Below are 12,791 nucleotides of genomic sequence, written 5' to 3'. Positions count from 1 at the left end.
CCCCCCCCACCCACCCTCCCCCCCCCCCACCCCCCCCCCCTCCTCCCCCCCCTCCCCCCCCCCCCCCCCCCCCCCCCCCGCCGCATTGTGTCGAGCTCCAGGCGTGGCCTGCTTGCCGGTTACTGACACACGCTCCTACCGAGACCTGCTTGCTTCTGCGGAACGGCCGGAAGCGTCGGATCCGTCCCCTCGCCACTTCCGACGAGTCAGCATCAGTGCCTTTCATCGGTGAAGGAACAGCACCGTTTTGAGTGGGGTCTTGGTTGGCCGGTGCCCTTGCCACCCGCTCTGCGGATTGGGCACCGGCCGCTCTATTCAGGCGGCAGGCCGCATACGCGAAGAAGGCCCGCACCGATCGGTGCGGGCCTTGGTGTTGAGGTGGAGCGGTCAGACGGCCGCGATCGGCTCTGACGCCGTGATCACACCAGCCACGACAAGATCGTCCCACCCTCAGCACCGTCTCACTGAGGTGCCACGAAATCCCCGGCCGCCCGTCGCTGGCCAGGCCACATATCGCTATACGCCGCGTCGAAGAACTGCGCCTGCGGCCCGCGCAGCGCGGCCCCGCCGGCTATCTCACCCCGGGCGGCCTCGGCGAGGCGGGCTGCATAACGATAGGCGGCGCCCCGCAGGGGCTCGCTTCTGGCCGCCAGGTCGATCTCCGCATGAGCCAACCACAGGTCGTCGACAAGGTGGTCGAGCACGGGATCGGCCGAGGTGTCGCCACTGCCCGAGCGGGCGAGTGCCGCCTTCTCCACCTGCGACGCAATGCCCAGGAACTTCAAGACCGCGTTCTTGAGCTCCGCGCGATGCGCGGCTGACTCCTGCACTTCGAGCTGCCGAGTGCTTACTCGCGAGACGAGGTACTGGCCAAACAGCGATCCGCCCGCACCGAGCGCAACACCCGCCAGAGACAACAGCGCCGGCCCCAACGTTCCCCAAGATCCCATAGCTGGAGTTTCTCAACCCCAGTTCGCCGCCGTGCGAAGGCCGGGCTTCTCCTGTACTCGGGGCCAGTGGGGAACCCCCAGTGGCGCCTCGTTGGGTGGGGAGGTGACTGGCCTCCATCGTCGCTGACGGTAATCGAGGTGACGCCTGTTCGACAGCTGGGTAGCGTGAACCGGGTGTCGAGCGAGGAAGTGATGCAGGACGGTGCCCACCGTCGGGTGGTGCGGATCGGTGACACCGTCCGCAGGCCCGCCCAGCCCTGGACGCCCACCGTCCACGCGTTGCTGCGGCACCTGGAGAATGTGGGGTTCGCCTATGCGCCCCGACCGCTGGGACTCGACGACGAGGGTCGCGAAGTCCTTACCTACATCGACGGTGACTCCGGAGCGTCGGGCTGGGCCAAGGTCGTGGACGACCTAGGCCTGAGCAATTTCGCCCGACTTCTGCGCGACTGCCACGATGCCTGCGAGAGCTTTTCACCTCCGCCAGGCGCGACCTGGTCCACGGACGCAGGTGTCTCCGGGGACGACGAGGTTATCTGCCATGGGGACTTCGGCCCCTGGAACGTCGTCTGGCAGGGCAACCAACCGGTGGGAATCATCGACTGGGACTTTGCTCGCCCGGCGCCACGCTTGCACGACGTCGCCTACGCGTTGGAGTACGTTGCCCCGTTCCGCGACGACGCCGAGTGCCTGCGCTGGCTGCACTACCCGGCGCCGCCCAACCGCCGTCTGCGGCTGGAGCACTTCTGCAGTGCGTACGGCCTTGACTCGACCGTGGGAATCGTCGACGCCGTCATAGCCAGACAGCAGGACAATGCCGACCTCGTGCGCCGGCTGGCCGAGCAGGGGCACGAGCCCCAGGCCACGTGGGCCGCCGACGGGCTGCTGACCGAACTTGACCACAGAATCAACTGGAGCAAGGCGCACCGACATCTGGTCGAGTAGCCGATTCGCCCGTCACCGACCGCACTTCTGGCCGTCAGAGGGCGCTGTCACGCTGTTGGGTGGGTAGGTGTCTGATGGCATGTCGTGGCCTGGTGGAGCCCGGTTCCGGGCTGTGGTCAGGCCGTGGCGGCAGGGCTGGCGACGCCGGTGATCTGCTCCCGGATTGCGAAGCGGACGGTCATCTCGGCGCGGTGGGCGCCAGCGGGCATCCGATGGCGGCGGGGCCGGAAGTGGGGCGAGATGCCGCTGAACGCGGACAGGAACCGCTGTGCTCCGCCCACCGAGCGGAAAGCCTTTCATCGCCCGTTCGCGCTGCCTGGTGGGCTGGTGGCTGTTCTCCGCCCGGTTGTTCAGGAACTTCGACTGCCGGTGCTCGACGCAGGGCATGACCTCGCGGTGGGCGGCACCGTAGGAGCGGAGCTTGTCGGTGACGATCACCCGAGGCACCGCACCGGTCCTCTTCAATAGTCTGCGGAAGAAGCGCCTGGCCGCGGCCTTCTCCCGGCGGTTCTGCAGGAGGATTTCGAGGACGTTGCCGTCCTGGTCGACGGCCCGCCACAGGTACCGCTGCACCCCGTTGATCCTGATGAAGACCTCGTCCAGGTGCCACGTGTCCCCAGGCCGAGGCTGCCGGCGGCGCAGCGCGCCTGCGTAGGTCTGCCCGAACTTGCCGCACCAGCGGCGCACCGTCTCGTACGAGACCACGATCCCGCGCTCCAGCATCAGCTCCTCCACCTCGCGGAACGACAGCGGGAAGCGGAAGTACAGCCACACACAGTGGGAGATGACCTCGACCGGGTACCGGTGCCCCTTGTACGACAGCGAAGATCATCCCACCAGTCAGCCAACGTGACAGCGCCAGCAGGATCGTCACCAGCCGCAAAACGGTGGTGATCAGTCGTTGGAGTGTGATCTTCCTGGGCTGGGCGGCTCGTACACTGGCGAAAATGGAGGACCACACGGCCACCGGGATCGGTGCACGTCCGGCGCCCGTCTTGCGGCAGTACGTCGACTCGTATGTCGGCTTCGACCTCCGCGGGCTCCCGACGGGGGTGCACTGCGGCCCGCCGAGCCGCGCGCTCACTGCGGTGATCAGCCTGTCAGATCCTTTGGAGGTGGCGGCGGGCGTTGACGACGGGTCACCGGTCAACCGATTCGGCAGCGTGGCCGGCGGTCTGATGTGCCGGTCCGTCGCGATTCACCACGACGGACGCCAGCAAGGTGTTCAGGTATCGCTGACACCGCTCGGGGCCCGGGCCATCTACGGCATGCCGTCCGCCGAGCTCGCCCACCGACTGGTCCCACTTGACGAGCTTCTCGGAGCGCTTGCCGTCGAGCTGGTCGACCGGCTCCGATCGGCGACAACATGGGCGGCGCGGTTCACCGCGCTGGACGAATTGCTCCTCCGAGCTGTCGGCCGTGGCGCCTGCGGCGACCCTGTGCGCTGGGTGCGCCCCGAGGTAGCCGAGGCATGGCGCCGCCTCGTCGCCGCGCGGGGTTGCGTCCAGGTTGGTGCGGTTGCCGCGGAACTCGGCTGGAGCCGTCGGTACCTCACCGAGCGGTTTCGCGGTGAGGTGGGCCTGTCGCCGAAGACCTTCGCCCGGGTCTTGCGCTTCGAGCACGCGCACGAACTGGCTGCGGCGCGGGACCCGCTCCCGTGGGCCGATGTGGCAACCGTCTCTGGCTATGCCGACCAAGCCCATCTCGTTCGGGACTGGCGCGAGTTCACGGGCCGATCGCCGACGGCCTGGCGTCGCAGCGAAGTCCTCCTCGGAGCCGGGTAGCCGCCAACCGTCTGCCCTTCGCGTCGGCTTCTCTTCCCTTTTCTTCAAGACCGCCCGATCGCTGTCCTGGACGATCGTCGGCATGAGACTCGTCAATCACGAACGCAATGCCATGGACCTGCGGACCACCCCCGTGCACCTCGGACTGGGATCGAGAGCGAAACCCGTCGAGGGTTTCACCTGGGACCCGGAGGTGCTCCAGGCCTACAGCGCCGCGGTCGCGGCAGACGGCGCCGAGGGCCGAATGGTGATGATCTTCGACGGCGACGGGCTCGGCGACCATTGGGAGAGCCACCCTGCAGGCGACGAACTGGTCGTTTGCCTCAGCGGGTCCGTGACGGTCACCCGCGACGTGGACGGGGTGCCCGACCACGTTCTGCTCGGGCTGGGCGAGGCCACCATCAACCCGGCCGGGGTATGGCACGTGGTCGACATGGAGGGGCCGACGTCCATCCTGGCCATCACTGCGACCCTCGGCACCGACCACCGTCCTCGGACCGACACCCTCCCGACCGAACGCGTCGGCACGCCCAGCCCGGAGGAAGCGCCGTGACGACACGCATCGCGTGCCTCGGCGACAGCCTCACCCGCGCGCAGTTCAGCGTCGACTACCTGGATCTTCTCGGACGACGCCACCCTCCCGGTGACGTGCAGCTTGCCCGTTTCGGCGCCAACGGCGACTTCGCCTACAACCTCTTGCAGCGCCTCGATGCTGTCGTCACGAACCCACCCGATGTGATCACCGTGTTGATCGGGACCAACGACGCCCGAGCGAGCCTTGCCGGCTACCCCGTCGAGCAGGCCATGAAGCGCAAACAGCTCCCCGATCGCCCGTCGGCCGGCTGGTTCCAACAGTGCCTGGGAGCCGTCGTCGCACGGCTGCGAGCGGAGACCGACGCGACGATCGGTCTGCTGTCGCTACCGGTACTCGGCCAACAACTCGACGGAGCAGCGGCACAGGCATCGCAGGCGTACAGCCGGATGATCGCCGAGGTCGCCGCCACCAACGAGGTGGCCTACCTTCCGCTCCACGAACGCCAGATCGAGGAACTGCGCCAAGCGGACCCGCCGCCGATTTCATACCGGGAGGTGACGCCCGCAGCGGTCGTCGGCGTCCTCGTCCAGCACGCGGTGCTGCGCCGCAGCCTCGACACGATCTCGCGGCGGCGAGGTCTCGTGCTCACGACCGACCACATCCACCAGAACAGCCGCGGCGCCACCCTTATCGCCGAGGTCATCGACGCCGGTCTGCTGACCCAGAGCGCGTAGCTGGTTCCGCGCCCGGCCGGTCGGATGTCATCTACCGCGCGGAGGTGGCATGGCTTCGGGCAGCGGCGGAGGAGCTGCTGGAGGACAGCGTGCTGACGCCCTACGCCCGCGCCTACAGGGAGCTGCGGCTGCCGGTGGTGCCGGACGGCAAGGGCCGCTACGGACGTCTGGACGTGGTGATCTGGATGCCCGGCCTCCCGGACATCGTGGTGGAGATCGACTCCGCCCCGAACGCGGCGTCCGCGCAGAACTCGCCTTCGCCCGCCACGCCGGCGCCTACCCGCTGTTGGTCCGCTTCGGCTCCGGCGGCATCGAGAAGATCGACGGCGTGATGGTCCTGGACATCCGCGACGCCGTACGCGGCGTCTGCGAGGCGGGCAGCAGTTGAGCGTGGCCAGGGCCCGGCCGGAGGTCCGGCACATCCTCCGGCCGGGCATCTGGAGCATAGGACGTGCGGTTCAGGAGCGGGACGGCAGGGTGGCGGCGTCGGTGCGGGAGAGGACCAGGTCGCTCATCTCGGTGACGGGCCCGTGCCATCGGATCGCGGGTGCGGGCCGTGCGAGGGCGGCCGGTAGCTGGCCGCGGCGTAGTCGTTGGCCAGCCGGTACACGTGAAAGCCGTGCTCGCGCAAGGAGCGGAGGACGTCGTCGACGGCCTGGCCCTGCTTGGCCAGCAGCCTGGGGGTGACCTCTATGGCCAGCTCGGCGTCGTGACGCAGCCGGTCAAGGAGCGGGGCGAGCCCGCGCACGGCCGCGGCCTCGCCGCCCTCTACGTCGAGCTTGATCAGACGGGCGGCGGCGAGTTCCTCTTCGGTGAGCAGGTGCGGCAGCGGTGCCGCGTCGGCGTCGAAGGAGGCTTCCACGATGCGCGGGCGGACGGCGGTGGTGCCGCCGAGGTTGGTGGAGCGCTCCAGGTAGAAGGTCATCCGCCCCGGAGCGTCGGAGACGGCGGCGTTGACGGTACGGACGTTGCCGCACCCGTTGGCCGCGAGGTTCGCCGTCAGCGCCCGGTGGAAGACGGGGGACGGCTCGATGGCGACGACGCGGCCGGCGGGCCCGACGAGCCGGGAGGCCAGCACCGTGAAGTTGTGCGCGCCCGCGTCCACCACCGTGTCGCCGGGGGCGAGGCGGGCACGCATCCAGGCGGTCAGGTACGGCTCCCACGTGCCGAACAGCCACAGGTAGCGCTGGATGACGCCGCTGGTCACCACAGGGAAGACCGCGCCGTCACGGGCGCGGGCAGACGCGGTGAGCGGGTGCCGCTTGAGACAGTCGCTCAGGTGGGCGGCCAGTTGCGGTTTGCCGAGACGGCCAGGCGCGTACCGCACATAGGCGTGCAGAGCACGCAGCAGGGGCGGATGGATCACGGGGTGACCTCCCGGGTGAGGATGCGGCCGATCCGGCCGCACGGCGAGGGCTGAGGGTGGCAGGCTGGGCGCAAGGAGTCCTCACGGGCGAAGGAGGAGCGCGGGTGAAGACGGCAGCGGCCGGGCCGGTGGTGTATCTGCTGGTCGGGCTGACCGGGTCGGGCAAGACCACGCACGCCAAGCGGCGGCTGGAGCCGGCCGGGGCGGTGCGGCTGTCGGTGGACGAGCGGGTGCACGCCCGGCACGGCCGCTACGGCGTGGACTACCCGGAGCGGGACTACTTCGCCCTGGAGGCCCCAGTGGTCGCCGAGGTCCGCGAGGAACTGGTGGACACGATCGCGGCCGGGCTTGACGCGGTGCTGGACCACGGTCTGTGGACACGTGCCGCGCGGGGCGAGTGGAAGAAGCTCGTCGAGGAGGCTGGCAGGCACCCGCGGCTGCTGTACTTCCCCGTCCCCCGCGAGGAGTTGCTGCGGCGCCTGGAGGAGCGCAACCGCCGGGAGGACGCCAACGCGCTGACCGTCACGGAGTCGGCACTGGACGACTTCTACGCCCGGTTCAAGGCCCCGCACGACGAGGGCGAGGAGATCATCGAGCCCGGCTCCTTCTGACCCGCCGCGGCCGTCGGGGGCCGCCAGGTGCTGACCAGCCGGGTGGGCTCCGCCGCCCACCAGCCGGGAATCGCCGTCAGCGAGACCGGCCGCAGGTTGAGGCGCGGGGAGTCGACGGCGATGCGGCCGCCGTGGCAGTGAAGGTGGTCCAGCAAGCGCCGGGCTTCGGCGAGCCGGGCCGGGGAGGCAGTCCGCTGAGCCCAGTGAGCAGGCATGGCTGGGATGCGAGGCGCCCCGTCCCCGGCAGCTGGAATGCCGGGGACGGGGCGCCTTCGTGCACACCGTCAGGCTGTGACGCGTTCGATCTCGATGGCGAGGACGCCCAGGGCTTCCCTCTCGGGGCCGTAGATGCGGCGGATGTTCGTCAGCTGCTGCTCGCGTGGGGAGTCGGGGTTGACGTTTTCCGGTCCTTCGGTGTCGAGCATCTCCTCGAAGGAGGTGTAGCGGGCGACGCGGACGACGCGGACCAGGCATTCGTCCTGGCCGCAGGCGAACTTGATGTGCTGGCCGGCGGTGAGGTTGCGCAGGTTGGCGTACTGGACGCGGACCTCGATCTTCTTGCGGCCGGAGGCGACCAGGTCGAAGTAGCGCCGGTAGAGGTTCATGTGCCGGGCGCGGGGCTGGGCGGGGGCTGCGGTGTGGCGGGTCATGAGGCGGTCGATCTCCTGGGCGGTGTAGGAGCGGTAGAAGTGCTTGGGGGCGGCGAGCATGACGCCGACCAGCCAGACCATGGCGTCGACGTAGTCGTCGACGCTGCCGTCCCAGGCGGTGGCGTCGAGCATCCACGGGCGGGCGCCGGGCGGGGGCGGCACGGTGCCTTCTCGGATCAGCGATTTCGACAGCTTGGCGCCGGTGTCGGTGAGCACCATCGGGGTGAAGATGCGCGGCGGGGCGCCGGGGCCGGGCAGGGCGGCGAAGACCTCGTCGACCAGCTGGCAGCCGTAGGCCCAGTCGCCGCCCTTGACCATGACGTTGAGGGTGCGTGGTGGTGAGGGCAAGCGTTCTTTGACGAGGTTGCGGTAGAGGGTGGCGAGGTCGATGTACGGTTCGGGCCGGTCGGGGGTGACCAGGACCTCGTAGGGGCCGTGGTCGGTGCACACGGCCGTGAACACGGCGCCGCCGGCGCCGTGGATGTCCAGGCGGGTGCGCTCCGCGCGTTTTTCGGCCCAGCCGCAGGTGGGGCAGGGCAGCCGGACGTGGACGATGCCGTGGGAGGGGACCAGGGCCCAGCGGATCTGCTCGAGGCGTTCGAAACGGCGTGCTCGGGCAGGGTGTCGAGGACCTTCGCGGCCGGCGCGGAGAAGCGGACCGCGTACGGCTGTCCGGTCACGGCGCCTTCCCCGCAGCTCCGCCATGTCTATGAACAGAACTGGTGCGGTGCGCGGTGATCGCGGATCCGGAAGTGAGCGCCACCTGGGAGCAGATCGGGCGCCCGCACGGTCTGAGCGCGGACGCGGCCAGGGCCCGGTACGGCCGGGCCCGGCTCCTGTGGCCTCCGCCGATGCCGGAGTGACGCCAAACTCTGGGTAGTCCGGTCAGCTGCGCCAGGAGGAGACGAGGCGGCGTCGGCACCCGGGGCTATGCGGGGTACGGATACGGCGAAGGGCCCGGACGGATCCGGGCCCTTCGGTCAGTAGCGGGGACAGGATTTGAACCTGCGACCTCTGGGTTATGAGCCCAGCGAGCTACCGAGCTGCTCCACCCCGCGTCGGTGAGGCCACTCTACACAGTGATCTTCGTGGGCGGGGCGTCGCGCGTACGGCGGTTGTAGGTTCCGGGTCCGCGTTAGCAGTGGCGGTCGATCTCTAGCAGTCGGCCAGCAATCTTCCGGGTCGCGTTAGCAACACCTGTGGTCGGTGGCGGTCAATCCCGGGAACTTCTCGGTCATCCGGCCTCTTGGTCCTGGTGGCTTCCTACGGTCAGCTCATGGTCACCAAGCGTCGGGTGTGCCGGGCAAGGGACGGGAAGCCTCTACCCTCGCAAGCCGCACGCGACCGCCGACAGCCCGGGACGCACTGCATGCGGCGCTGACCGACTGCCTCATGGCCGACGGCGAGAGCCTGACGCCCACGGACCGTTCCCCGCCTGGGACGCCTACGGCATCGACGACACCTCGATGACCGCGCCGATCGCCTGGTCGATCACGGTGTACGAGCGGACGGTCTCCTGGAGCCGGCGACCAGTCGTTGCAGCTCGCTGATCTTTCGTGGACGGGTGGGCGGCGCCGCCTTCCTCCACGCCGTTGAGCTTCAGGGTGACCGTCCGGCCCACAGAAAAAAGGTTCTGTGGATCTTCGCGGCAACCTTTTCGGCCTCTCTGACCACTCAGTGGTGTCCGGCCAAGTGGTCCGGTCACATGCAACAGTTGAAAGAGAGCACAGGCATGTCCCTGGAACGAGAGCGCAGACATGTCCCCGGTCCGCCCACGTCATCGGTGGCGTCCCGCGGCGGCCACCGTGCCGACGGCGGCGCGCGCGGTGGTCGTCCGAAGCATCGTGGTCGTCGGTTGCTCGCGCGTCGGGGCCTCTGGGGAGGTCTCGCCATGGTGATCGTGGCCGGCTCGGCTGTCGTGGTCAGCCAGGCTTCGGCGGAGCAGAAAACCCTGGACCTGAAGAAGTGGTACGTGCTGGTCAACCGCAACAGCGGCAAGGTGCTGGACGACCGCGGCTCCGCCAAGAACGACGGCGCGGCGGTGGTGCAGTGGGCGCGCCACGGCGGGGCCAACCAGCAGTGGCGGTTCATCGACGCGGGAGACGGGTACTACCGGCTGAAGAACCGTACCTCCGGCAAGGTGCTGGACGACCTCGGCTGGTCGAAGACCGCCGGCTCCGCCATCGTGCAGTGGAAAGACCTGAACGCCGCCAACCAGCAGTTCAAACTGGCCAAGTCGTCGAACGGCTACCTGCGTCTGGTCAACCGCTTCAGCGGCATGGCTGTCGGTGTCCAGAAGGCCGTCAAGGCCAACGGGGGCAACGTTGTCCAGAACCGCGACCGGAGCGGCGCCGATCAGCAGTGGAAGCTCGTCGCGGTCGGGAACGTCAGCGGCGGCGGTACGCCCACCACACCGAGCAGCAGCGCTCCCGCGAGCCCGACTCCGAGCGACACGCGACCGTCGTCTTCGCCTTCGTCTTCGCCTTCGTCGCCCGCGGGTGGTGGCGGCAGCTCGGCGAAGCGGTTCATGGGCAGTGACAAGGTGATCATCGGCGGCTCGATGACCGACGCCTCGGCGACCGCCGCGCCGTTCGACGCGCGCTACGCCTATGTGCACAGCCAGCCCGCGCCCTCGTCGGACTACTACACCGCAGCGCGCTGCAAGGATGCGTGGTCGAGCTGGTGGGGCTGCTGGAACGGCAGCACCACGGCGCCCGGCACTTACGTGACCTGGCGGGACGACGTGGCGGCCAAGGCGACGTACAAGGGCAGCCCGCGTCCGCAGAAGATGCTCTGGACCTGGTACTCGTTGCGCGACCTCGGGGATGCGGCAGGCGAGGGCGACGGTCCGGGCGAGGTCAAGGCCATCAACCGGCTCGACCTGCTCACCCGGTACCTGAACGACTACCGTTTCTTCCTCCAGAAGATCGGCACGTCGCACGACGCGATCGACCTCGAGCCCGACTTCTGGGGCTACGTCCGGTCGCTCGGCGATCCGCACCAGGTTCCCGCACAGGTCTCGGGCGCGAATCCGAAGGATTGCGGATCGCAGGAGAACAGCGCCACCGGACTCGCCCAGTGCCTGATCTCGATGGCGCACAAGTACGCGCCGAACACCGCCGTGGGGCTGCACCTTTCCTGCTTCGACTGGGAGACCAACACACAGGCTTGCGTCAAGGACTACGCGAGCCTCGGGGCGAAGAACGCCGACTTCCTGGTCAGGGATGTGTCGGACCGCGACGCGGGCTGGTACGCACAGCCGGCCCACGGCGGCCGTGACACTTTCTGGACCGACCAGAAGGCCGCTGCCGCGCTGAAGTTCTACAAGACGATGGCCGAGTCCTTCGGCAAGCCGGTGGTCCTGTGGCAGATCCCCGTGGGCAACATGGCGCAGAACAACACCCGCAACCACTACAAGGACGACAAGGTGGACTGGCTCTTCGCCCACATGGACCAGGTCGCGGACGCCCACATCGCCGGCCTGTTCTTCGGTCCGGGGCAGGACGAACAGACCACGGTCGAGTCCGACGGCGGAAACCTGATCAACAAGACGATCGCCTATCACAACTCGGGCGGTACACCGCTCAAGTAGCGGTACAGCACTACTCAAGTAGGTGAAAGCCAACGAAATGCGCCCCCATCTCTTCGATGGGGGCGCATTTCGTCAGCTTCGTCGGGCCGGGGACTTCTCCGGGAGGCGGGTCAGCGCTTCAGGGTGAGGATGCCGGGGCGGTACGGCAGGTTGTCGTAGGAAGTGCCCGGCGGGGTGTTGGGGGACTTGCCCTGGTAGAGGAACTGCAGGTTGCAGGGGTCGATGGTTCTGGTCGGGGTTGCTGCGGACCAGGTCGCCGTGGCTGATGTCGTTGGTCCAGGTGGCGCCGCTGTTGGCCTTGCCGGCGAAGGGATTGGACTCGGTGGCGGCCTGCGGGGTCCACGGACCGTTCAGGCTGGTGGCGGTGAAGGAGCGGAAGTAGCGCTGCTCCGTCGCCCCCCGAGCCTCGACGATCATGAGGTACTGGTTCTGGCCCTGAACCTTGTAGACCTGCGGCGCCTCGAAGAGGTTCTTGACCGTGTCGCTCATGACGGTCGTGTACGACGAGCCGAAGCTGCCGGGGAAGTTGCCGATCGGCATGGTCGACTTGTAGATCTTGCCGTTGTCACCGGCGAAGAACAGGTGGATGTTCTTGTCGTCGGCGATCAGGGTCTGGTCGATCGGGCCGGTGAGGGAGTCGGTGCGGGGGATGCTGCCGGTGAACAGCGGCTGCGACGCGGACCAGCCGCCCGGGTCGGTGGGGTCGCTGGAGGTGCGGTAGCTGAAGGGCCACGGACCCCACTGGTAGGCCAGCACCCAGATCTTCTTGGGCGCGAAGTAGAACAGCGTAGGCGCCACCGCCTTCTGGCTCATGCCGGTCTGGCGGGCCGACGCCAAGACCGCCTTCGCCATCCAGGAACTGCTCGCCACGCGATGCACCATCGCGCCGGCGGACCGTACGACTCGGGAGCCCGGCGAGCCCGGTGCACGGCTGCGCTGCTTCCTGGACCTGCGCCAGGAGCCCGACGCGTAGCGCTGCGGGAGGCGGCCACGCCCTGCTGACCAGCCGTGGTCGGATGCATGGTCGGGGCTGGCGGCGGCAGCGTGCGGTCGGTCTACCTGGTGGTGTGCTCGATTCCGCGCCGACGCCGAAGGCCGGTACGCCGGCGCGGAACCCGGGTGGCGGGCCGGTGTCGAGTGGACGCTGCCGGTGTCGAGTGGACGCTGCTGTGGATCGAGCACACCGCCAACCAGCTGACTGAGGGCAGGCCGTAGGCAGCGGTGCCGGCGGACCGTGGGTCAGGGCGGGTCGCCGGAGTAGAAGGGCAGCCCATATCGGGGCCGGGTGTGCGGGGTTCGCCGGGGCGCGGGACCCGCGGGGCGCGGCCTCCGGCCACCGGGCAGCTCGGTGGTCAGGACCACGCCGTCCCGATCCTCGCCGCGGCCGTTGCCGACGACCCGCCACACCGGCCCATCGGCCCGGTCTCGGGTCAGAAGGTCCGCTTCGCCGTCACTCAGGGGACCAAGGGGCCGCAGGCCCGAGAACGTCACGCCGAGCGATGACACCAGCTCACGCCCGGGCGGGTGCCCTTAGAGGTCCTAACAAAGGCGTTGGACGTGGCGGTGGGTGATCAGACATGTGGCGAGGCCGAGGAACGCTTCGTGGATGTCGTCGCGTCTCTCC

12 protein-coding genes, 1 tRNA gene and 2 pseudogenes are annotated in these 12,791 nt (G+C 69.0%); 8 read left to right on the top strand and 7 right to left on the bottom strand.

The features are described 5' to 3' along the window. Nucleotides 1–461: 461 nt before the first annotated feature. Entirely contained in the window at nt 462–950 is a 489-nt protein-coding gene (locus ACZ4YY_RS36210; RefSeq protein ID WP_468299492.1) for a hypothetical protein, read from the bottom strand. A 174-nt stretch (nt 951–1,124) separates the two neighbouring features. Between ACZ4YY_RS36210 and ACZ4YY_RS36205 the strand changes: the two genes are divergently transcribed. Continuing rightward, the gene (locus tag ACZ4YY_RS36205) at nt 1,125–1,895 is read left to right on the top strand and encodes an aminoglycoside phosphotransferase family protein (RefSeq protein ID WP_468299490.1); all 771 of its coding nucleotides are present in this window, start codon (nt 1,125–1,127) and stop codon (nt 1,893–1,895) included. Nucleotides 1,896–2,011: 116 nt separating this feature from the next. On the opposite strand, the pseudogene ACZ4YY_RS36200 reads toward ACZ4YY_RS36205, so the two are convergent. Then, nucleotides 2,012–2,717, bottom strand: a pseudogene (locus tag ACZ4YY_RS36200) (IS6 family transposase). A gap of 125 nt (nt 2,718–2,842) precedes the next feature. Here ACZ4YY_RS36200 and ACZ4YY_RS36195 point away from each other — a divergent pair. The 4 genes from ACZ4YY_RS36195 (at nt 2,843) to ACZ4YY_RS36180 (ending at nt 5,280) form a co-directional block, all read left to right on the top strand. Further along, nucleotides 2,843–3,679 (top strand): AraC family transcriptional regulator, encoded by an 837-nt coding sequence (locus ACZ4YY_RS36195; RefSeq protein ID WP_468299488.1) that lies wholly within the window; start codon nt 2,843–2,845, stop codon nt 3,677–3,679. 82 nt (nt 3,680–3,761) lie between these two features. Continuing rightward, nucleotides 3,762–4,232, top strand: coding sequence for a cupin domain-containing protein (locus ACZ4YY_RS36190; RefSeq protein WP_468299486.1), 471 nt, complete (start codon nt 3,762–3,764; stop codon nt 4,230–4,232). Further along, nucleotides 4,229–4,948 carry an SGNH/GDSL hydrolase family protein gene (locus ACZ4YY_RS36185; RefSeq protein WP_383063195.1) on the top strand — a complete coding sequence of 240 codons (720 nt, stop codon included), beginning with the start codon at nt 4,229–4,231 and terminating at the stop codon, nt 4,946–4,948. The genes ACZ4YY_RS36190 and ACZ4YY_RS36185 overlap by 4 nt, the downstream gene beginning before the upstream one ends. A gap of 44 nt (nt 4,949–4,992) precedes the next feature. Next, nucleotides 4,993–5,280 (top strand): hypothetical protein, encoded by a 288-nt coding sequence (locus tag ACZ4YY_RS36180; RefSeq protein ID WP_468299484.1) that lies wholly within the window; start codon nt 4,993–4,995, stop codon nt 5,278–5,280. 179 nt (nt 5,281–5,459) lie between these two features. Here the strand turns inward: ACZ4YY_RS36180 and ACZ4YY_RS36175 are convergent, their stop codons facing one another. Next, nucleotides 5,460–6,314: an FkbM family methyltransferase gene (locus tag ACZ4YY_RS36175; protein WP_468299482.1), complete on the bottom strand. Its 855-nt coding sequence runs from the start codon at nt 6,312–6,314 to the stop codon at nt 5,460–5,462. A gap of 104 nt (nt 6,315–6,418) precedes the next feature. Between ACZ4YY_RS36175 and ACZ4YY_RS36170 the strand changes: the two genes are divergently transcribed. Then, nucleotides 6,419–6,925, top strand: a complete 507-nt coding sequence (locus ACZ4YY_RS36170; protein ID WP_468299479.1) for an ATP-binding protein — start codon at nt 6,419–6,421, stop codon at nt 6,923–6,925. A 284-nt stretch (nt 6,926–7,209) separates the two neighbouring features. Here ACZ4YY_RS36170 and ACZ4YY_RS36165 read toward each other — a convergent pair whose 3' ends face one another. From ACZ4YY_RS36165 to ACZ4YY_RS36155, 3 genes are all read right to left on the bottom strand, one after another. Further along, on the bottom strand, nt 7,210–8,280 hold the full coding sequence (locus tag ACZ4YY_RS36165; protein WP_468299477.1) for an ASCH domain-containing protein: 1,071 nt from the start codon (nt 8,278–8,280) through the stop codon (nt 7,210–7,212). A 279-nt stretch (nt 8,281–8,559) separates the two neighbouring features. Continuing rightward, nucleotides 8,560–8,633, bottom strand: a tRNA-Met gene (locus ACZ4YY_RS36160). A 386-nt stretch (nt 8,634–9,019) separates the two neighbouring features. Continuing rightward, entirely contained in the window at nt 9,020–9,196 is a 177-nt protein-coding gene (locus tag ACZ4YY_RS36155; RefSeq protein ID WP_468299476.1) for a hypothetical protein, read from the bottom strand. Nucleotides 9,197–9,466: 270 nt separating this feature from the next. Here ACZ4YY_RS36155 and ACZ4YY_RS36150 point away from each other — a divergent pair, with 270 nt between their 5' ends. Continuing rightward, a complete protein-coding gene (locus ACZ4YY_RS36150; protein ID WP_468299474.1) occupies nt 9,467–11,167 on the top strand; it encodes an RICIN domain-containing protein in 1,701 nt (566 codons plus the stop codon). 110 nt (nt 11,168–11,277) lie between these two features. Here ACZ4YY_RS36150 and ACZ4YY_RS36145 read toward each other — a convergent pair. Beyond that, nucleotides 11,278–12,004: pseudogene (locus tag ACZ4YY_RS36145) on the bottom strand (non-reducing end alpha-L-arabinofuranosidase family hydrolase); the annotation flags it as partial. On the opposite strand from ACZ4YY_RS36145, the gene ACZ4YY_RS36140 reads away from it, so the two are divergent. Beyond that, nucleotides 11,979–12,140 (top strand): DUF6207 family protein, encoded by a 162-nt coding sequence (locus ACZ4YY_RS36140; RefSeq protein ID WP_468299472.1) that lies wholly within the window; start codon nt 11,979–11,981, stop codon nt 12,138–12,140. The pseudogene ACZ4YY_RS36145 and the gene ACZ4YY_RS36140 sit on opposite strands and share 26 nt — an antisense overlap. Nucleotides 12,141–12,791 lie beyond the last annotated feature (651 nt).

The organism is Streptomyces sp. NPDC030143 (genome assembly GCF_055573695.1).
Note: the sequence above shows the minus strand (reverse complement) of the source record. Positions and strands in the feature narration are given on the sequence as shown.